The organism is Stutzerimonas sp. NM35 (assembly GCF_054604355.1).
Map to the genome: position 1 here is coordinate 3,238,862 of NZ_CM137728.1, position 20,381 is coordinate 3,259,242.

A 20,381-nucleotide genomic window follows, 5' to 3' on the forward strand; every position below is an offset into this window, starting at 1 on the left:
CAGAGCACTCCACGAAATTCGCGGCTGAAGCGGAACGCCGCCCGGTCGCAGCCACAGGATTGGTGTGCACGCGGCCATCGTGGGAGGGGCCTTGGCCGCGAACGGAACCGTGCGGATGGTTCGGGCATCGATTCGCGGACAAGTCCGCTCCCACAAAAGCGGGGTTGCTCCAGCAACACGTAACGGGGACATAGCCAATTCATTCGGCCATGGATTCACACAGGCCGAACACGTTCGGCCCTACGAATCCCGAGCCTTTTCTCAGCCCGCAAGACGCGAAATCAGCTGAAGCCCACGCGGGCATCAGAGCATTCCTAAAACAAACCCAACTGCTGCCCCTGCTCGGCACTCTTCTTCACCTCGTTCTCCTGCGCTTGCGGCTCATTCAGCGCCAACCTCTGCGCCAGCCCGGCGGCGCGTTCGGCGCGGGTGCTTACGGCCTCCTTCAGGCGCGCCGGCAATGCCCAGATTTCAACCTTGTCTCTGGCGCGAGTAATGCCGGTGTAGAACAGCGAGCGGGTCAGCAGCGGGCCGGAGTGTTCCGGCAGCGCCAGCAGCACTTCAGCGAATTCCGAGCCCTGGCTCTTGTGCACGGTCATGGCGAAGGCGCTGTCGTGGCTCGGCAGGCGCGCCGGAGCGAAGGCGCGATAGCCTTCGTCGCCCTCGAAGTAGACGCGCAGGCCCTGCCCGCTCATCAGGCACAGGCCGATATCGCCATTGAACAGGCCGAGCGCGTAGTCGTTCTGCCGCACCATCACCGCACGGCCCGGATACCAGCGTTCGCGGGTGGCTACGCCGAGGCGGCGCTTGAGCCGCGTTTCCAGCGCCTCGTTGAGGCCGCTGACGCCGAAAGCACCTTCGCGCTGGGCGGTCAGGGCACGAAAGCCGTTGAATGCGGCGAAGGCCGCCGCCGGATCGGCCTGCCGCGCGGCCTGCAGATAAGGGGCATAGCCCTGTTCGAGACGCTCGACGAGGGCCGTGGCGCTGGGCGCCGGATTCCAGGCCAGGTCCGGGCGACTTTCCCGCAGCAGCGCCTGAACGCCGCTGGCATCGCCGTCATTGATCCGCCGCGCCAGCTCGCCGATGCCGCTGTCACCGGCGAAGCGGTGGCTATGGGTCAGCAGCACCACGGCATCGCCCAGCCGTGAACGCGGGGATTCCTGCGGTACGGGCTGGCCGGTGATGCGTTGCAGTTCGCGGGCGGCCCGGGCATCGAAGCCACGCCCTTCGCAGAGTTCGGCGAACACCGCGCCGGCTTCCACGGCGGCGAGCTGGTCCTTGTCGCCGAGCAGGATCAGCCGCGCCTTCGGTGGCAGGGCCGCGACCAGCTTGGCCATCAGCGCCAGATCGACCATGGACGCTTCATCCACCACCAGCACGTCCAGTGGCAACGGATTGGCCGCGTCGTGGCGCACCCTGGGGCTGTCGCCGCGACTGCCGAGCAGCCGGTGCAGGGTGCGTGCCTCGTCGGGCAACGCCGCCTTGATCGCATCGCTGACCGGCAGGTTGGCCTTGGCATTGCGGATCGCCTCGGCCATGCGCGCCGCCGCCTTGCCGGTGGGTGCGGCCAGGCCGATGGCGAACCGCTCGCTGCCCGGTTGCTCCAGCAGCGCCGCCAGCAGACGCACCACGGTGGTGGTCTTGCCGGTGCCGGGGCCACCGGAGATCACCGCCAGCCGCCGGCGTACCGCCTGCGCCGCCGCCAGTCGCTGCCAGTCGGGGCTCTGCTGGTTGAAGGCGAACAGCCGCGCCAGGCTGTCGCTCAGTTGCGCCTCAGCCACCTCCGGCACATCGGCGGCACGCGCCAGCAGCTGTTCGGCGAGCTGCTGTTCGTAGGCCTGGTAACGAGCGAGATACAGGCGTCCGGCGTCGAGGATCAGCGGCGCGTAATCGCCCGGCCTGCCGACCAGCGGCGAGCCCTGCAGTTGTTCGCGCCAGATAGCCAGCGGCGGCAGGCTCGTCTCGCTGTCTGGCCAGGGTTGCCTGCCGGCGAAGCGTGCCAGCGGCAGGCAGACATCGCCCCGGCCCAGCGCCTCGCAGCACAGCGCGGCGGCGAGCAGCACCGCTTCCGGCACATCGGGATCGAGGCGTTGCAGGCTGGCGACGAAGGCACGCTCCAGCGGGCCAAGGGGCTGCTCCGAAAAATTGAGAGCCGGCAGACTCGTTTGCATCAGTTGCCCTCCTCGAACAGGCGGTCCAGCGCGTCGAGCAGCACATCGTCGGGGCGGGCGAAGTAGACGCCGGCTGTGGGCATGCCACGCAGGAACAGGTAGAAGGCGCCGCCCAGTTGCTCGTCACGGAAGTCGGCCAGTCGCTGGCGCAGGAAACGCCGCAGGGCGACCAGATAGATCAGGTATTGCAGGTAATAGTGCTCGCCCGCCAGCGCCTGCAACAGCCGTTCGCCGCCGTAGTAGCTGGCGTCCGGGCCGAGCCAGTTGGACTTGTAATCGGCGATGTACCAGCGCCCGTCGTGCTCAAAGGTCAGGTCGATAAAGCCCTTGAGAAAGCCGCGCAGGGTATCGAACTCCAAGCGTGCCGCCGCCTCGCGCAGGGGCGCGGGCAGGCCGCTGGCCGGATCGCTCAGCAGCGCACGCAGGCGGCTGACATCGAGCTGGCGCACCGGGAAGGTGAAGCTCAGTTCCGGCAATCGCCGCGTCGGCTGCAGGCTCGCAAGGGACATTCCCGCACCATTCAGATCGGTATCCAGCACCTGCTGCAACTGCTGGCAGGCAATGTCCTGCCAGTCGGCGGGTAACCCGTAGGCCTGCAGGCCCGCTTCGACCCGTTCCGCCAGTGTGCCCTTGCCGCGCACCCAGTCTTCAAGGATGGCGTGCAGGCAAGTGCCGGCGCGGGCGCCACGGGGGAAGGCGAAGAAGCCGCTGCCCGGCTCGGCGGCATCGGGCATGGCCAGGGCATCGCGATCCGGGGCTTCCATGTGCATGCCGGCGGCCAGACCGGAGAAGCTGCCGATGCGCCAGGCGCTGTAGAGGCTGCGGTTGAGCTGCGACAGCTGCCGGGGCGCTGTCGCGCGGCCCGGCCCCTGGGCGCTGCTTTCGCGGGTTTCCAGTGGCAGGCAGGCCAGCGTGCCTCCGCTTTCATCCACCAGACGCTCGATGGCGGCACGCAGGCTGGCGCCGTTCAGCCCGGCCAGGTGCGTGCCCAGTTCATGCAACGGTTGCTCGCCAGACAGAGCGCGACCGTGCAGCAGCCAGGCCAGGGCGCTGCTATGCAGCCCCTCTTCCGGCAGGCTGCCGTCCTTCTTCGCCTGCGGCAGCGCCACCGGCCCCCAGTGCAACCAGAGCCGGTCGCGCGCGCGGGTCAGCGCCACATAGGCCAGGCGCAGCTGCTCGGCGAAGATTTCCCGACGCGCGCGCTGCAGGTTTTCCTCCAGCTCGGTACTGCCCAGGTCCAGCAGCGGATGGCCCTGTTCGTCATGGCAACGGGCGCTGTCGCGGTGCTTGCCCAGCAGCCTGCCGTCCCAGAGGAAGGGGCAGAACACCAGCGGGTACTCCAGCCCCTTGCTGGTGTGGATGGTGACGATCTGCACCCGCTCGGCATCGCTTTCCAGCCGCAGCAGGGCATCCTCGCCAGCTCCCTCGCTGCCGCGCTGGGCGTTGAACCAGCTCAGCAGGGGTTCGAGCCCCGGACGCAGCAGGCTTTCGGCCTGCAGCAGTTCGCCGAGATGCAGCAGGTTGGTCAGCCGCCGTTCGCCATCGACCCGCGCCAGCAGGCGTTCAGCCACCGCCTGTTCGTCCAGCCAGGCGCGGAACACACGCATGAAACCCTGCTGCTGCCAGAGCTGGTGGTAACGCTCGGCGGCTTCGCGCTCGGCATCACATTGCTGCTGATCGTCCTGGCAGCGGGCCAGATCGGCGGCGCTGCGGCCCAGCAATCGCGTGGCCAGGGCGTAGCGCAGCAGGCCTTCGCGACCCGGCTCGGCATAGGCGGCCAGCACGGCGGCCAGCTCGCCAGCTTCCTCGCTGCCCCAGACGCTGTCGCGCCCCCGGCGCACGCTGGGCACACCGCGCGCGGCCAGCTCGTCGGCGATCATCCCGGCCTGGCGATGGTTGGCCACCAGCACGGCGATATCGCCTCCCTTGAGCGGGGTGAACTGGCCATCCCGATCGAAACCGGCACGACCTTCGGCGGCAGCCGCCAGTTGCAGGGCGATGCGCCGCGCGCAATCGCTGGCCGCCAGCCCGGCTGCCTCGGCCTTGTTCAGGGCGTCGTCGTCGAGCCAGACCAGCGACAGCGGCGCGGCGGCGCTCTCTTCGTCCAGACGCAGGGTCGCGCGCAGCTTATCGGCGGCGCCCACCGGCGGGTATTGCAGATCCGCTTGGGCAAACGGCTGCGGATGATCGAACAGCCGGTTCAGCGCGTCGATCAGTTGCGGCGTCGAACGGTAGTTGGTCGGCAGGTTGTAGGGCGCTTCGGCCTGTTCGCGGGCCTTGATATAGGTCGCCAGGTCCGCGCCACGGAAGGCATAGATGGCCTGCTTGGGGTCGCCGACGAAACACAGCGAGGCTTCGCTGCCCCTGGCGTAGATACGGTCGAAGATGGCGTACTGGATCGGGTCGGTGTCCTGGAATTCATCGATCAGCGCCAGCGGGTAGGTGCCGCGCAGGGAGGTCGCCAGCTCATCGCCCACCGGCCCCTGCAGCGCCTGATCGAGGCGATTGAGCAGGTCGTCGAAAGCCAGCAGACGCTGCGCCGCCTTGCGCTCGGGCAGCTCGCAATTGAGCCGTTCCAGCAACGCCACCTGCAACGCGATCAGCCGTTGCTTACCCGCCGGCAGCGCTTCAGCCAGCGCGTCGCTCAGCGCGTCCAGCGCCTCGGCCAGCTCGCACAGGGGCGCTGTGTGGCCCTTCTTGCAGGCCTTGCTCAAGGCGCGGGCGCCGAACTTGAGCAGGCCGTCTGGCGCATCGTAGATCGCCGCCGGGTCGGCGAACCAGGCATCCAGCTCACTCGCCCAGGGTTCGAATTTGATGCTCTTGTGTGTGCTCTGGCTGAGACCACCGTGGGCGTGCAGCTCGTCGATCCAGGCCCTGCCCGTCGCCTGCCAGAGCGCGGCGGCGCGCTGCCAGGCCGGCTCGATGGCGGACAGGTCAGCCAGCACCGGCGGCTCATGCGGCTCGACCCGCAGATAGGGTTTGCCCAGGTGGCTGCGCAGGCGCTGGCGCAACCATGCCGGAGTGATCTTCTGCTTGACCAGAAAGCGTGCCCAGGCCGGATCGGCCTCTGCCAGCTCGCTGCGCCAGGCATCGGCCAGCAGTGCATCGATGATCTCGCGGTCATCGGCGGTCAGCTCGCTGTCGAAATCACCACCGGCCTCGAAGGCGGCGTCCTGCAGGGCGCGCTGACAGAAACCGTGGATGGTGAAGATTGCCGCCTCGTCGAAGCCATGCACCGCCAGCAGCAAGCGCCGCCGCGAAGCCTCGTCGGGATGGCGGGCATGCAGGCGGTTGAGAAAGGCGTCCTCGCTTGGCGTGCCCTCGTAGACCGCCAGCAGTTCGGCCAGCCGCGCACGGATGCGCTCGCGCAACTCGGCAGTGGCGGCGGTGGTGTAGGTGACGACCAGAATCTGCCCCACCGACAGCTGCCGTTCCAGCAACAGCCGGGCGTAGAGCGCGGTGAGCGTCCAGGTCTTGCCGGTGCCGGCGCTGGCTTCGATCAGCCGGCGACCGTCGAAGGGCGAATCGAGCAGATCGAGTTCAAGATGCATGGGCGTCACAACCAGGTTTCACAACGTTTGGCAGCCTGCTCCAGCACCCGTCGCGCCGTTTCTTGCTATAGCCCAGCGCGCCGAACCATTGCAGTGCTTCTTTTTCAAGCGGGTCTTCGGTCATTGCTCGATCCTTGATCCATGCACACAGCCGCTTGTCAGTCCACAGCTCATTCGATCACCTGCCAGTGCCCGCCCTTCGCCGGGCCGATGCGGTGCAGTTTGCCGCTGGACTTGAGCTTGGCCAATTGCAATTCAACAGCCCGCGCACTCAACTGCAGCTGCTGCGCGAGTTTGCGCGCACTCAGAGTAGGTTCGCCACGTAGCAGAGCAAGGATGCGAGCCGCCGTGTCTTCGGTCGTTTTCTCCGAAGTTTTCTCCGGTATTTCCGGCTCCGCAGTGTCTTGCCATTCCATCCGCAGCGACGTCTGGTCATAGGGCTCGAAACTGTCGTTCAGCTCCAGCTGGCCACCTGCGGCCTGCCAGGCCTCACGGATTTTCGGCAAACCGGAGCCGGCGCGCTCACCCAGATTGATCATCAGAAACATCTGCTGCAGCGTGCGGTTGCGGCAGTCGCTCTCTCCCCCCTGCAGCGCCGCCTTGGCCGGCACCCGCAACAATCCGGGGTTGCGAAACTCGAAGCCGGACGGGCGCTTGATGATGCGCACCGAGGCGCGATCCGAGTAGTCGGCATGCACCAGGGTGTTGACCAGTGCCTCGCGCAGTGCCTGATGCAGCGGCGTATCGTCCTGGGCAGGCGCAGTTGGCCGCAGATCGGGCTGCAGGGCGAGCGCGACCGGGAAAACGGGACGTTCAACGAAAGCGCGGATCATTCCTCATCGGCTCCGCATTGTGCCAGCGCATCCAGAATCGGCCCCATCAGCTGTTCGGCCAGCATCTCGAAGCGCTCATCCAGTGGCTCACGGTCGCGGAAGGCCAGGGCATTCCAGGGGTCCAGGCTCTCGCCTTCGATGGGGCTGAACTCGGCGCCGAGCCAGGCTTCGCGGGCGCGTTTGCGCGCCGTGTCGAGCGGTTCGCTGCCGCGGCTGGGGTTGCGATAACCCTTGGCGAAGGCATGGCTGCTGCGCGGCAGCAACGGCAGCGGTTCGCAGATGACCTCGCGATAGGCCATGAGCCAGGGTTCCAGCAATTCGGCGGCGTTCGCCAGCGGCCCCAGCTGCCAGTCGCCTGATGGCGACAGCAGCAGGCTGTTGCGCTCGATACCCGGCGTGGCGGCAAGGTTGAGCAGCAAATGACGCAGCCAGAACGGCGCCAGGTCCCATTCACCGAGGCGACCGAGTTTCCAGCCGAACAAACCACCCGGCGTGACACCATCGAGCCAGCCGTGGATGCGCACGCCGGCCAGAGTGATATCCACCGGCAGCGGCTGCGGCACCTCGCTCGGGCGCAGCTCGAACAGCCGTGGCGCGAAGGCGCGCACCGGGCCACGCAGCTTGCCCCACAGCGCCTGGCCGACTTCACCGGGCGGCAGCCAGCCGGCGGCGCAGGCCATGCGGCGCTCCTCGTCATCGCTCCAGCCGTACTCCAGCGCTTGCAGCGACATGCGTCGCAGGCCGTTCCAGGCGGGCATTTCCAGCTCGAATGGCTCATCGCTGGCCAGCGCCTCACGGTTATCGGCCAGACGCAGACCGAGACGCTGCTCCAGCAGAAAGCGCGACGGATGGCGGAAGCATTGCAGCAGCTGCGAGGGCTCGATGGTCAGCCAGGCTGCATCCGGCTCGGCCAGGCGACTGGCGAATGGCGGCGGCAGCTGCGGCGGCTCGGCCAGTCGCTGGGCGGCACGAAACCAGGCCCCCGAAAAACCGCCGCTGGCGAAATTGCCCGGTGCGAAAGGCTGCAGCGGATGGGCGATGCCGATGCGCGCACTGGCCTTGCCGCCATCGGCCAGGATCGCGGTCAGGTCGACGGCTTCCAGCACTTCGCTGAGCAGCACCGAGGGCGGCAACTGAGCGTTGTCACGCGGGTCGCGCCCGACATAGGACAGGTACAGGGCATCGCGCGCCGAGAGCAGGGTTTCCAGCAGCAGGTAGCGATCATCCAGGCGCCGCGCGCGGTCGCCACGGCGCGGATGACGACCGATCAGGTCGAACCCCGACGGCGGCGTGCGCCGTGGAAAGACGCCATCGTCCAGCCCCAGCAGGCAGACCAGGCGGAACGGCAGGCTGCGCATCGGCACCATGGTGCCGAAGGTCACCGCGCCGGTGAGAAAGCCCGAGGCGCCGCCGCCCTGTTGCAGCGCGGCACTGAGTTGCTGATGCACCAGTTCCAGCTCGATGGACCGGGTCAGTTCGGCGGCGAGCGCCTGTTCGCGCAGCGCGGTGCAGGCCTGGGACAGTACCAGCAGGGTATCGCCGGCCTCGCGTTCATCGAACAGGCTGTCGATCAGCCGTTGCAGGTCATCCGCCCACTCGGCCAGAGGCCGTGGCCGCGCCAGCTGGTCGGCGAGCTGACCGAGCCGCTCGACGAACGCCACCAGCCGCCCCAGCAGTTGCCCGCGCGCGCCTTCCAGAGCATCCAGCGGCCAATGCTCGCCCAGCAGCGGCGCGCCATTGCCGGCCAGTTGCGGCGGTGCGGCGAAGCCCAGCAGCAGGCGATCCAGGCCTTGGCGCCAAGTGAAGGCCGCTTCGTCCGGCAGGCCCAGGCGTGCCCGCTGCCCGCCATCGCGGCCCCAGCGCACGCCGGCCTCGCGCAGCCAGTCGCGCAGCAGCGGCAGGTCTTCGCTTTCGATGCCGGCGCGGCGGGCGATGGCCGGCTGCTCCAGCCAGGCGAGGATTTCCTCGGCGGCGAAGCGGCTTTGCGCCAGCATCAGCAGTTCGAGGAAGGCCTCGATCAGCGGCACCTCGGCCCGCAGGCTGCGGTCGGCCAGGCTGTAGGGAATGCGCGGCACGCCTTCGCGGGCGGCGAAGACGGCTTCGATAAAGGGTGCGTAACGTTCGATGTCCGGCGTCAGCACCACCACCTGGTCGGGACTCAGCGTGGGGTCGGCGGCAAAGCGCGCGAGCAACTGGTCATGGAGGATTTCCACTTCGCGCAGGGGCGAATGGGCGATATGCATTTCCAGCGAGCGGTCATCGTCGGCCAGCGTCAGGCGTTCTTCAGGATGGCGTGTGTGCAGACGCAGGATGTCATGCTGCAGGGCGTGCAGCAGGCTGTCGTCGCGCAGGTCTTCGTCGGCGGAATACAGCCCGAATTCCTCGCCGTCGAGGCTGAACAGCGCATCGAAGAAATCACGGCCCTGCTTGCCCAGACTCGCAAGCAATGGATGGCCGACATCGAGATACCAATCCTCCGCGCCGGACGGCTGGGGAGCTACTGCGCTTGAGGAAGCTTCGTTAAAGCCCGGCTCGGGATGCTCATGTACGGCCTGTACACTCCGCTCCCTCGCCGAGCTTTGCCTCGCCTGCTCTGCGCTCGCTACGCTCCCCAACCGCCCGGAACCGTGCGACTGCTTCGCCAGCTCGCGAATATCGCGGATATCGCCCCAGGCCTCGCGGCTCGGGTTGAGCGCGCAGACCACCACGTCGATATGCCGCGCCAGGCCGTCGAGCACCCGCAGGTGATGCGGCGGCAGGCTGCTGATGCCGAACACCAGCAGGCGCTCGGGCAGGCCGGGCAACGGCTCGTCGCGATACAGCCGCTGCAGCAGATCGCCGAGCAGACGCGCGCGGTGCGGGTGGCCATCCTTGGTCAGCGCATGCCAGAGCAGCGCCTGCCAGCCCTCGTCGGGGCCGAGGTCGAGGGTTTCGCCGCGCTCCCAGGCGGCCAGCCAGTCGTCGCGGTAGAGCAGGTACTGGTCGAAGGTATCGGCGATCTTCGCCGCCAGCGACAGCCGCCGCCGCTCGTCGCCACCTTTCAGATACTGCGCCAGACGTGGCGCCAGATCGAGGTTGGCCGGTTCGCACAGCCAGTCGTAGAGGCGCCAGGTCAGGGTTTGCAGGGCGAAGGCCGACTGCTCGGGGAGCTGGCCAAGCACCGTTCGGCTCAGGTCCCAGACGAAACGGGCCGGCAGCTGCGTGTCCAGTTGCATGGCGATGCCCTGCTTGCGCGCCAATTCCAGCGTCAGCCAGCGCCCCATGCCCTGGCTCGGCACCACCACCAGCGCCGGCGCGAAGGGATCGGCCAATGGCTTGGCCAGCAGCGTGGTGGCCAGTTCGCCAAGGGTTTCCAGATCGGGAGCGTGATAGAGGCTGAGCATGGGCGGCGGCTTCGCTGAAATCAGTGCGCAAGGGTAGCAAGAAGCGCTGTGTCAGCGGGCCTGCCGATCAGCTCTCCATGGCTGTGAAGAAAGCGCCCTACTCCTTTCGCACAGCCTTTCCTGTTCTTGTGATCAATACCAATTCTCCTATGGAGCAATAGGATGACTCCAGGTAATCCCAAGCACGCTGTCACCGGCCCGCTGGCCAGGAGCAATCGATGAAACTGAATAACAGAAACCTGTTGGTCTTCTCGCTCGGCGCGCTACTGAGTGCAGCGCCGCTCGCCCAGGCCACCGCCGATACCGCCCCGGCCAAGGGTTCGGTCGAGCGTAACGAGGCCCGACAGGCCAGCAACCTGCTCGAGCGTGCTGTCACTCATTTGCAAAGCAATGGCCCCGAGCAGTCGCTGGCAGCATTCAATGACCGCAAGGGCGGCTTCGTCGATGGCGAGTACTACCTGTTCACCCTCGGCCTCGACGGCACCATGCTTTCCAGCAACGGCGCCTCCCGCGCGCTGGTGGGCCTGAACGTGCTGGATCTTACGGATGCCGCCGGCAAGCCCTTCATGCGCGAGATCCTGGACAAGGCCAGGACAGCCGATAGCGGCACGGTGGCCTATCACTGGCTCAACCCGGTCGACAACAGAGTGGAAGACAAGGTGAGCCAGTTCCGCAAGGTCGGCGAGCATATTCTCGCCGTCGGCTATTACATCCCGCGCGCCTCGGCCGAACAGGCGCGCAGGATGCTCGACAAGGCTGTTGCGCTGATGAAGCAGTCGGGCAGCGAAGCCGCGTTCAGGACCTTCAACGATCCCCAGGGCGGTTTCGTCATCAATGATGAATATGTCTTCGTCATCGGCCTGGAGGATGGCAAATACCGCGCCAGCGGCGCCTCGCCGAATCTGGTCGGCGTCGACGTGCGGGAAATCAATGACGCCGCCGGTACACCGCTGTTCAAGCAGATGATCGCGCTGGCCAGGGACAAGGGCACCGGCACCGTCGATTACGTCTGGCGCAATCCGGCCACCAATGCCGTGGAACGCAAGCATTCGCTGATCCAGCGGTTCGACGACGTGCTGCTCGGCGTCGGCTACTACTCGGCCAACTGATCCTCCTGAACGCGCCTGCAGCTATCCGGCTGTTGTCGATCCATTTGCGCATTTCTGATAAACGCAGATGACAATCATGTGAACAGCCGCCTCCGGGCGATGGTCAATCTCTATATCCCTCAGTTCGCTGCCGCCGTGGTCTGGCGGGCTGAGGCCATTGATCATCGAACAGCCGGAGCCGAGTCGATGCTGACGCTGCTGCACCTGCTTTCTTCCATTGCTCTGCTGGTCTGGGGAACGCACATCGTGCGTACCGGGATCATGCGGGTGTATGGCTCGCACCTGCGGCGCCTGCTCGGCCAGAGCACCGGCTACTCGCCGCTGGCCTTTGGCGCCGGCATCGGCGTCACCGCCCTGGTGCAAAGCAGCAATGCCACCGCGCTGCTGGCCATCTCGTTCGTTGCACAGGGCCTGATGTCGCTGCCCTCCGCGCTGGCCGTGATGCTCGGCGCGGACGTGGGCACGGCGCTCATGGCCCGGGTGCTGACACTCGATCTTTCCTGGCTGTCGCCACTGTTCACCCTGATTGGCGTCTGCCTGTTCCTCTCGCGCAAGCAGTCCCGCGCGGGCCAGCTCGGTCGTGTACTCATCGGCCTGGGGCTGATCATTCTCGCGCTGCAGCTGATCGTCTCCACGGCCACGCCGATCACCGAGGCGCGCGGCATGCGAGTGCTGTTTTCTTCCCTGGCTGGCGACACCCTGCTGGCAGTAGTGGTCGGCGCCGCGTTCGCACTGCTTTCCTATTCCAGCCTGGCCGCCGTGCTGCTGACCGCGACCCTGGCCAGTGCCGGCCTGATCGGTCTGCCGGTCGCGCTGGGCGTGGTCATCGGCGCGAATATCGGCAGCGGCGTTCTCGCCTGGCTGAACGCCAGCCTGCAACCTGCGCCGGCCCGTCGCGTGGCGCTGGGTAACCTGCTCTACAAGCTCGCGGGATTGGCGGTGCTGCCCTTTCTCGGGCCGCTGGTGGAATGGATGGGCACTCTCGGCTACAGCGCGCAGACCCAGGTCATCGGCTTCCATCTGGCTTACAACACCCTGCGCTGCCTGGCGTTGCTGCCCACCGTGGGGCTTATGGCCCGGCTCTGCGAGTACCTGCTACCGGAACGTGAAACGGTTACCGGCATCGCGCAGCCGCGGTATCTGGACTCCGCCGCTCTCGACACCCCAAGCCTGGCGCTGGCGAATGCCGCGCGTGAAACGTTGCGCATCGGTGACCTGGTCGAGCACATGCTGGCGCGCCTGCAGGATGTTCTGCGCGATGACCGGCCCGAATCCGGCGAAGAAATCCGCCGCATGGATGACGACGTCGATGCGCTATACAGCGGCGTGAAGCTCTATCTGGCCCGCATGCCGCGCGAAGACCTGGCTGAACAGGAAGGACGGCGCTGGGCAGAAATCATCGAGTTGACGATCAACCTCGAACAGGCTGGTGACATCATCGAGCACATGCTGGGCAAGATTCAGCGCATCAAGACCGCCAAACGACGCTCCTTTTCCCATGACGGGCTGGAAGAGTTGAATCGGTTACACGCCCTGCTGAGTGCGAATTTGCGCCTGGGCCTGTCCGTGTTCCTCTCCAGCGACCCTCAGAGTGCAAGGCAACTGCTGGAGCAGAAACGCCAGTTTCGCAAACGTGAACGGGAGCTGGCCCACGCTCACGTCCATCGTCTGCACCACCGCGTCATGGAAAGCATCGATACCAGCGCCACTCACCTGGAGCTGATTGCCGACATGAAACGGCTCAACTCGCTGTTCTGCAGCCCGGCCTATGCCGCCATCGAAGCAGGCTCGGTACCGCAGGCCGGCAAACGTGACGAAAGAGCCGAAAACCCGATGGCGCCAGGTGCATCAGCGGATGGTGCAGCCTTGTAGGCCTCGCATCGGCAGCGGGCGACCTGCGCGAACCTTCGCAGGTCGCCCGTCCACTCAGCTCGGCTGGGGAGGCTGGCCCGTGCCGCCGGCGTTCGGCGTCCGGGTGGCAGCACGCCGCCGCTGCATCCACACAACCAGGCCGAACAGCATAAGACCTGGAAGCCACATCCACTCCTTGGCCCAGCGGTCGGTCGGCGCGCGCACTACCAGGATTTCCTGATCGAACTCCAGTCCCAGATCGGCCGCGACACTGCCAAAAGCCACGCTGTCGATCAGTACCTTGCCGTCTTCTTCATAGGTCGTCAGGCCGATCTTTTCGAGCTTTTCCTCACCCGTCTCGCCATCAGGAATGGCCAGTAGCAGGCTGAACTCGCGGGGATCGCCCACCGCATCCTCGCCGCGAATACGCATACGCAGCTGGCTATCCGGATCCACTGCATCGAGTGCCTGCACCAGCTCCGCCGGCGGAATATCCTGGTAGGGATCGTGCACGATGTCCATCCAGAAACCGGGACGGAACAGAGTGAAGGCCACCAGCAACAGCAGCACGCTTTCGTACCAGCGGCTGCGCACCAGGAAAAAGCCCTGGGTGCCGGCAGCGAAAACCAGCATCGCCCCGGTGGCGACGAAGAAGATCAACACCCCATGCCAGAAACTCACATCGATCAGCAGCAGGTCGGTATTGAAGATGAACAGGAAGGGTAGCGCCGCCGTACGCAGGCTGTAGTAGAACGCCTGGATCCCGGTCCTGATCGGGTCGCCCTTGGATACCGCGGCGGCTGCGAACGAGGCCAGCCCCACCGGCGGCGTCACGTCGGCCATGATGCCGAAATAGAAGACGAACAGGTGCACCGCAATCAGCGGCACGATCAGCCCGTTCTGCTGGCCGAGCGCGACTACCACTGGCGCCAGCAGGCTGGATACCACGATGTAGTTGGCGGTAGTCGGCAAGCCCATACCGAGGATCAGGCTGAAAATGGCGACCAGCACCAGCATCAGCAGCAGATTACCCATCGACAGCAACTCGACCAGATCCGCCAGCACCAGGCCGACACCGGTCTGTGACACCGCACCGACGATGACACCCGCCGCCGCCGTGGCGATGCCAATGCCGATCATGTTGCGCGCACCGGCGATCATCCCTTCACGCAGATCGATCAATCCGTCCAGCGCAGTGCCGTGAGTCACGCCGCCGTCACCGCGCAACCAGGACAGCAGTGGACGCTGGGTCAGCAGGATGATCACCAGCATCACCGAACCCCAGAACGCCGAAAGGCCAGGCGACAGACGCTCGATCATCAGACACCAGACCAGCACGACTACCGGCAGCAGGAAATGCAGGCCCGACAGCAGTACGGCGCGCGTCTGCGGCAACTCCGTCAATGGCTTGTCCGGGTCTTCAGACGGCAGGGGCGGATTACTTGCAGCAACCTTGAGCAGCGCCAGATAGACAATCGCCAGCAGCACCGAGATGCCCGGTAGCGCGTAGTCGCCAAGCGCCGGCTTGAGCCAACCGAGGCCGTAGTACACCGCCAGCGAAAGGCCGGAGATCAACGCGGCACCGAAAGCGAAGCCGGTCAGACGACGCAGCCAAGGCTTGGGCTGGTGATTGCCGATACGCTGCATGTTCTGCTTGAGCGCTTCGAGATGCACGATGTAGAGCAGCGCAATATAGGAAATCGCCGCGGGCAGGAAGGCATGCTTGATGATCTCGACATAGGGCATGCCCACGTACTCGACCATCAGGAATGCCGCCGCTCCCATCACCGGCGGCATGATCTGGCCATTGACCGAAGAAGCCACCTCCACCGCACCGGCTCTCTCCTTGCTGAAGCCGACCTTCTTCATCATCGGAATGGTGAAGGTACCGGTGGTCACCACGTTGGCGATGGACGAGCCGGAGATCAGTCCGGTCATGCCCGAGGCGACTACCGCCGCCTTCGCCGGCCCACCCCGCATGTGCCCAAGCAGGCTGAAGGCCAGTTGAATGAAGTAGTGGCCGGCGCCGGCACGCTCGAGCAATGCGCCGAACAGCACGAAAAGGAAGACGAAGCTGGTGGATACCCCCAGGGCGATGCCGAATACGCCTTCGGTGGTGATCCACTGGTGGTTGGCCAGCGCGGTGAAACTCACTCCGCGATGGGCCAGGAAGCCGGGCATATAAGGTCCGGCCAGGCTGTAGATCAGGAATACCAGGGCAATGATTGCCAATGGCGGGCCGAGCGCACGACGCGTCGCCTCCAGCAGCAGCGGGATACCAATGCAGGCAGTCACCAGGTCAGCGGTAGTCAGACTGCCTGGCCGCAACGCCAGCTGCTGGTAGAAGATGAACAGATAGGCGGCACTCGCAGCTGCGACCAGGCCCAGGGCGATATCCACCAATGGCACACGATTACGCGGCGAGCGCTTGAAGGCGGGATAGGCGAGAAATGCCAGCAACAACGCGAATGCCAGATGGATGGCCCGCGTTTCGGTATCGTTGAGTACGCCAATGCGAAAGATGTACGGCAGCGGCGAGGCAATCCACAACTGGAATAGCGACCAGAGCAGCGCCAGCCCGGCGATGACATGGGCCATCAGCCCGTCGGGCAATCTTGCGCCGACATCCTGAGCGATCAGCTCTTCGGTGGAGAGTTCTTTGTCTTGCATGGGGCAGGCCTGTTGGGGAACGGAAACGGCAAAACCCGTGGCCGTCTGGCCACGGGTTTCACGATGCACTGAGCTGCAGGCCTGGCGGCATGCGCCGTCAGGCTCTGGCTGTTACAGCCAGCCACGCTCCTTGTAGTAACGCTCGGCACCTTCATGCAGCGGCGCGGTCAGGCCGACCTTGATCATGTCCTCGGGCTTGAGATCCTTGAACGCCGGGTGCAGGCGCTGGAAGCGGTCGATGTTCTCGAACACCGACTTGACCAGCTGATAGACCACGTCGGCATCGACCTTGGCGCTGGTCGACAGCACTGCCTTGCCGCCGATGGATTGGGTAGCCGAGTCATTGCCCTTGTACAGCCCGCCGGGGATCTCGGCCTTGGTGTAGTAGGTTTTCTCGGCCAGCAGTTTGTCGATCGCCTCGCCGGTAATCGGCACCAGCACGGCATCGACGGTAGTGGTCGCTTCCTGGATGGCGCCGTTGGGATGCCCGACGAAGTAGGTCATGGCGTCGATGTTGTTGTCGCTCAGGGCGCTGGCCTGCTCGGCCGGCTTGAGTTCGGAGGCAAGGCTGTAGACCGACTTGTCCCAACCCTTGACCTGCATGATCTCTTCGAGCGTATCGCGCTGGCCCGAACCCGGATTACCGATGTTGACGCGCTTGCCCTTCAGGTCGTCCAGCCCCTTGATGTTGGCATCGCGGCGAGCGAGAACGGTAAACACTTCGCTCTGCAGGGAGAAGACTGCACGCAGATCACCCATCGCACCTTCTTTCTCGAACGGTGCAATGCCTTCCATCGCCTTGTATTGATGGTCCGACTGCATGATGCCGAAGTTGAACTCGCCGCTACGCAGGCCGTTGACGTTGGCAACACCGCCACCGCTGGCCGGCGCGTTGCACTTGAGGTTTTCGGCATTGCGATTGACGAAGCGGCAGATCGACTGGCCGGCCACGTAATAAACGCCGGTCTGGCCGCCAGTGCCGATGGTGACGAATCGCTCTTGCGCCTGAGCCATGCCGCTCAGACCAGTCCCCGCCAACGCGGCGGAAAATATCCATGCCAAGGATTTGCCTTTCATGGATTCACTCCTTATTGGTTGTTTTGGATTTGTCCCACCCGGCCTCGTGAGCCTTCGCGAGAAGTTCGGAGTCTAGCAGGCCATCGACATTTTACGACCAGCACAATCAAGTCCTGATCGTACCGATCGAGGGGCTCCAGCCGCACATCAGTCTCATCCCGCCTGAGCGGTATGACCCGCCAGCCGTACTGCCGTTCCCCTCATAAACGCGGCCCCGTGAACCATCACAGCTCGCGGACAGCTCAGCGTCGCCAGAATACTGGCGCATCGACCCTGCACCCACGCTGATATCCATAAAATTGTCACGAGCCCCCTTTAACCTGAAGCTGCAAAAGACGATGATGTGCATGCGGATGAAGACCATCGAAGTCCCCGATACCCGAAACCAGAGCGCACACGCTTCAACGCAACATCGAAAGATAAAAAGATAAAAGAACACGCAGCCCATGGCGGGCCTGCGCGTCGCGTAAGAATCGCCTTGCATTCGTCCTCCTCCAACCATGGAAGGTAGCGCCAATATGCGAGTAAACCTGCCGCTCAGCGGACGCGAAATCACCGTCGGTGATAATGCCAATATTCTTTCGACCACCAACCTCAACGGTCACATCACCTACGCCAACCCGGACTTCATCGATATATGCGGCTTCAATGAGGCGGAGCTGCTCGGCCAGCCGCACAATCTGGTACGGCATCCGGACATGCCGGCAGAGGCCTTCAAGGATCTGTGGCAGAGCGTCCGCGCGGGGCATTCCTGGATGGGCGTGGTCAAGAATCGCTGCAAGAACGGCGATCATTATTGGGTCAGCGCTTTCGTCACACCCATCAGCCGCGACGGCCAGGTGGTCGAATACCAGTCCGTGCGGGTCAAGCCGCAACCCGAGCAGATCCGCGCCGCCGAAGCGCTCTACGGCGATCTGCAAAACAAGCGTCGACCACGCGCCTTGCGCCGCCGCTGGATGCCTGATTTCTGTGCCAAGGCCAGCCTGCTTGCAAGCCTGGGTGCGGCGGGCGGCATTGGTATTGGCGCGCTGCTTGGTGATCTCGCGGCTCTGCCCGCTATCCTCAGCGCCGCCGCCGGTGCGCTGCTGGCCGCCGCCCTGGTGGCGTATGCCCTGACGCCGCTGCGGCGGCTGGCGGCTCAGGCCCGACAGATCGCCAGCAACCCGTACAGCCAATGGGTGTACACCGGGCGCAAGGACGAGATTGGCGAAATCGCCTTCGCCATGAAACTGATGGAAACCGAATCCGGCGCCATGGTCGGGCGCATCACCGATGCCAGCCATCAACTGAGTGACAATGCCCGCACCTTGCTGACCGCCATGCAGAGCAGCAGCCAGAGCGCCACACGCCAGCAACAGGATACCGATCAGGTGGCTACCGCCATCGCGCAAATGGTCGCCAGTATGCAGGAAGTCGCCAACAGCACGCAGCTCACCGCCGAAGTCACGGCGCGGGCACACGACGAGTCGGATGCCGGTCGCCAGGTGGTAAGCCGCACCGGCAGCAGCATCACCCGTCTGGCCAATGATATCCAGCATGCTGCCGAGGCCATTCAGGAAGTGGAAACCCGCAGTCTGGATATCAGCCGCATGCTTGACGTGATTCGCGGCATCGCCGAACAAACCAACCTGCTTGCACTCAACGCGGCCATCGAGGCGGCACGCGCCGGCGAACAGGGCAGGGGCTTCGCTGTGGTCGCCGACGAAGTACGTGGACTGGCCTCACGCACCACGTCGGCAACCGCCGAGATCCAGACCATGATCGCCACCCTGCAGGCGGGCTCGCGACATGCGGTGGACGTCATGCAGCACAGCCGCGAGCAGGCCGAACACAGCGTCGCCCATGCCGGCGAAGCGGATCAGGCGCTGCAGGGCATCAATGCCAGGGTGGGTGAGATCAGCGCCATGGGCGCACGCATCGTCGCTGCCGTACAGCAGCAAAGCACGGCCAGCGAAGCGATCAATCAGCGCGTTGCCAGCATTCGCCAGGGCACGGACACTCAGGTCATGACGGGTTTGCAGAGCCAGGAATGCGCCGCCGACGTGGCCAGACTGGCCGAGCGCATGCAAGGGCTCGCCCTGCAGTTCTGGGGGCGTCGGCGCGCCTGAGCGGGGCTCCACTCAGGTATCGAACGGCGCAGCCCCCTCATAACCTGCTTCGACAGACCGTAAAGGCAGGACCAGCTCCTTTACGGCCTTGCTCCATCCACCACCCAGTTCAACGCCCCCAGTTCATCTCACTCGCTTGCAGGGCGCTGGCGATGGTTTGCAGATTGCCGTCCGGCAGGCTGTCAGGCAGCAGGTCGGTACCCGCACTGACGTACAGCTGCGCATAAGCGTTGCGCAGTTCGGCGTAGGACAGGTCACGCTTGAGCTGGGTCTGCAGGTTGTTCAGTTCACCTTGGATCAACTCCAGCTCACCGATGTTCTGCGTCTGGAAGCGGTTGCGCAGTTGCTCGGCAATCTGTCCATCGAGCCTGGACAGCTCTTCGCTGGTATGGAACTGCCGCACGGCTTCGTTGTAGTTGGCATTGGCCACGTACAACTGCGCCAGCACCGCCATGGACATGGCTTGGCGACGTGCCGCGGCGACTTCTTCACCAGCCTCGGCAACCTTGATCGCCGCTGGTGCGGAAAGCACGTTGAACAGGTTCCAGGTGATCTTCACGCCATAGTCGGCCCAGCTCTGGTTGGTCAGGAAGGAATTACTGTCGTAATGACCTCCAGCGGAGAACTCCAGGCCTGGCAGCATGCGCAGCATGGCTTTGCGTGTTTCCGCCGCACTGATGCGGGCCTGGTAATCCTGCTCACGCAGCTCAGGGCGGCTGGCCAGTGCCTGCTGCTCCAGTTGGGCGAAGTCGCTCTTGAACTGCGGGATCGCATAACCAACTTCTGCGGCCAGGGTGAAATCGGTACTCAGCGGTAGGTTGATCAACGCGGCCAACTCGGTCTTGGCCAAAGACAGTGCACGGCGCTGTTCTTCCAGCTGGCGCGTCGCCTCGATCAGCGCGCGCTGATAACTCAGCGTTTGCACAGCGTCACCGACACGCTGTGCGGCCATCTGCTGACTGTTGTCGCGGGCCTGATGGATACGCCCCATGAGTGCATCGATCTGGGTCAGCAAACGCTGTGCCGCCACAGCTCGCCAGTAAGCCGAACGCACGTCCTGGGTGATGGTGTGGATGACCTTGCGCTTGCGCTCCTGAAGGATCAGGCGCTGATCAGCCTGCTGCTTGGCGCTGACGTAGCTGACGCCGAAATCCAGCACGTTCCAAACCATGGTCAGATCGGCAACTTCACGGTCACGGTCCTGAGAGGTGGACGGCTCCAGTGACTGTGTACCGGTCCGCACGCTCTCGCTGCTGGAGGCGCTGGTGTTGCTTCGCCCAACGTAGCCGGCCTCCATCGCCATGCGCGGCAGCATGTCGAAGCGCGCCAGGTCAACCTGACGCTTGGCCAAGGCTTCCTCCATGACCTTCAAACGTGCTTCGAGGTTGTACTTCACCGCGCGAGCCATGGCCTCGTGCAAGGTCAGCGGGCCGTTGATCGGCTCCTGGTCCTTGAAAATAATGGCCAGGTCCGTACGTGCACGCTCTTCGCTGATGCCGAGGTCGATTGGCTGGCTGGTGACGGCGCAACCGCTTATAGCCAGCGCCAGCAAGCTGGCACCGAACAGTTTCTGGTTTCTTTTCATCCTTGGGCCGCCCCCTGGTACGGCTCGATCTTTAAGTGGTGTG

The 20,381-nt window shown here is 65.0% G+C and carries 11 protein-coding genes; 3 read left to right on the forward strand and 8 right to left on the reverse strand.

Annotation, left to right across the window (positions count from 1 at the left end; genetic code table 11):
• Positions 1-314 precede the first annotated feature (314 nt).
• From recD to recC, 5 genes are read right to left on the reverse strand one after another with little or no spacing between them, the layout of a single operon-like run.
• Positions 315-2,171, reverse strand: coding sequence for an exodeoxyribonuclease V subunit alpha (gene recD, locus ACYCFC_RS14965; protein WP_459652089.1), 1,857 nt, complete (start codon positions 2,169-2,171; stop codon positions 315-317).
• The gene (gene recB / locus ACYCFC_RS14970) at positions 2,171-5,722 is read right to left on the reverse strand and encodes an exodeoxyribonuclease V subunit beta (protein WP_459652090.1); all 3,552 of its coding nucleotides are present in this window, start codon (positions 5,720-5,722) and stop codon (positions 2,171-2,173) included. The genes recD and recB overlap by 1 nt, the downstream gene beginning before the upstream one ends.
• Positions 5,712-5,846, reverse strand: coding sequence for a hypothetical protein (locus tag ACYCFC_RS14975; protein ID WP_258189233.1), 135 nt, complete (start codon positions 5,844-5,846; stop codon positions 5,712-5,714). The genes recB and ACYCFC_RS14975 overlap by 11 nt, the downstream gene beginning before the upstream one ends.
• A gap of 46 nt (positions 5,847-5,892) precedes the next feature.
• Positions 5,893-6,555 carry an ATP-binding protein gene (locus ACYCFC_RS14980; RefSeq protein ID WP_181082476.1) on the reverse strand — a complete coding sequence of 221 codons (663 nt, stop codon included), beginning with the start codon at positions 6,553-6,555 and terminating at the stop codon, positions 5,893-5,895.
• Complete coding sequence (gene recC, locus ACYCFC_RS14985; protein WP_459652091.1) at positions 6,552-9,938, reverse strand: exodeoxyribonuclease V subunit gamma; 3,387 nt, start codon at positions 9,936-9,938, stop codon at positions 6,552-6,554. The genes ACYCFC_RS14980 and recC overlap by 4 nt, the downstream gene beginning before the upstream one ends.
• Positions 9,939-10,156: 218 nt before the next feature.
• On the opposite strand from recC, the gene ACYCFC_RS14990 reads away from it, so the two are divergent.
• Together ACYCFC_RS14990 and ACYCFC_RS14995 are read left to right on the forward strand one after the other, a co-directional pair.
• Complete coding sequence (locus ACYCFC_RS14990) at positions 10,157-11,047, forward strand: cache domain-containing protein (protein ID WP_459652092.1); 891 nt, start codon at positions 10,157-10,159, stop codon at positions 11,045-11,047.
• 186 nt (positions 11,048-11,233) lie between these two features.
• The gene (locus tag ACYCFC_RS14995; RefSeq protein WP_459654008.1) at positions 11,234-12,919 is read left to right on the forward strand and encodes a Na/Pi cotransporter family protein; all 1,686 of its coding nucleotides are present in this window, start codon (positions 11,234-11,236) and stop codon (positions 12,917-12,919) included.
• A 54-nt stretch (positions 12,920-12,973) separates the two neighbouring features.
• On the opposite strand, the gene ACYCFC_RS15000 is transcribed toward ACYCFC_RS14995, so the two are convergent.
• Both ACYCFC_RS15000 and ACYCFC_RS15005 read right to left on the reverse strand, forming a co-directional pair.
• A complete protein-coding gene (locus ACYCFC_RS15000) occupies positions 12,974-15,568 on the reverse strand; it encodes a TRAP transporter permease (protein WP_181082479.1) in 2,595 nt (864 codons plus the stop codon).
• A gap of 111 nt (positions 15,569-15,679) precedes the next feature.
• Positions 15,680-16,645, reverse strand: coding sequence for a TAXI family TRAP transporter solute-binding subunit (locus ACYCFC_RS15005; protein ID WP_181082480.1), 966 nt, complete (start codon positions 16,643-16,645; stop codon positions 15,680-15,682).
• 518 nt (positions 16,646-17,163) lie between these two features.
• Between ACYCFC_RS15005 and ACYCFC_RS15010 the strand changes: the two genes are divergently transcribed.
• A complete protein-coding gene (locus ACYCFC_RS15010; protein WP_459652093.1) occupies positions 17,164-18,753 on the forward strand; it encodes a methyl-accepting chemotaxis protein in 1,590 nt (529 codons plus the stop codon).
• 109 nt (positions 18,754-18,862) lie between these two features.
• Here ACYCFC_RS15010 and ACYCFC_RS15015 read toward each other — a convergent pair whose 3' ends face one another.
• Positions 18,863-20,338: a TolC family protein gene (locus tag ACYCFC_RS15015; protein ID WP_459652094.1), complete on the reverse strand. Its 1,476-nt coding sequence runs from the start codon at positions 20,336-20,338 to the stop codon at positions 18,863-18,865.
• Between the last annotated feature and the right edge of the window lie 43 nt (positions 20,339-20,381).

What these genes read in the sequence shown, in the direction of transcription:
- ACYCFC_RS14995 (WP_459654008.1), top strand. Translation starts at nt 11,234, where the DNA reads ATGCTGACGCTGCTGCACCTGCTTTCTTCCATTGCTCTGCTGGTCTGG.
- ACYCFC_RS14975 (WP_258189233.1), bottom strand. Translation starts at nt 5,846, where the DNA reads ATGACCGAAGACCCGCTTGAAAAAGAAGCACTGCAATGGTTCGGCGCG.
- ACYCFC_RS15005 (WP_181082480.1), bottom strand. Translation starts at nt 16,645, where the DNA reads ATGAAAGGCAAATCCTTGGCATGGATATTTTCCGCCGCGTTGGCGGGG.
- ACYCFC_RS15010 (WP_459652093.1), top strand. Translation starts at nt 17,164, where the DNA reads ATGCGAGTAAACCTGCCGCTCAGCGGACGCGAAATCACCGTCGGTGAT.
- recD (WP_459652089.1), bottom strand. Translation starts at nt 2,171, where the DNA reads ATGCAAACGAGTCTGCCGGCTCTCAATTTTTCGGAGCAGCCCCTTGGC.
- ACYCFC_RS14990 (WP_459652092.1), top strand. Translation starts at nt 10,157, where the DNA reads ATGAAACTGAATAACAGAAACCTGTTGGTCTTCTCGCTCGGCGCGCTA.
- recB (WP_459652090.1), bottom strand. Translation starts at nt 5,722, where the DNA reads ATGCATCTTGAACTCGATCTGCTCGATTCGCCCTTCGACGGTCGCCGG.
- ACYCFC_RS14980 (WP_181082476.1), bottom strand. Translation starts at nt 6,555, where the DNA reads ATGATCCGCGCTTTCGTTGAACGTCCCGTTTTCCCGGTCGCGCTCGCC.
- ACYCFC_RS15015 (WP_459652094.1), bottom strand. Translation starts at nt 20,338, where the DNA reads ATGAAAAGAAACCAGAAACTGTTCGGTGCCAGCTTGCTGGCGCTGGCT.
- ACYCFC_RS15000 (WP_181082479.1), bottom strand. Translation starts at nt 15,568, where the DNA reads ATGCAAGACAAAGAACTCTCCACCGAAGAGCTGATCGCTCAGGATGTC.
- recC (WP_459652091.1), bottom strand. Translation starts at nt 9,938, where the DNA reads ATGCTCAGCCTCTATCACGCTCCCGATCTGGAAACCCTTGGCGAACTG.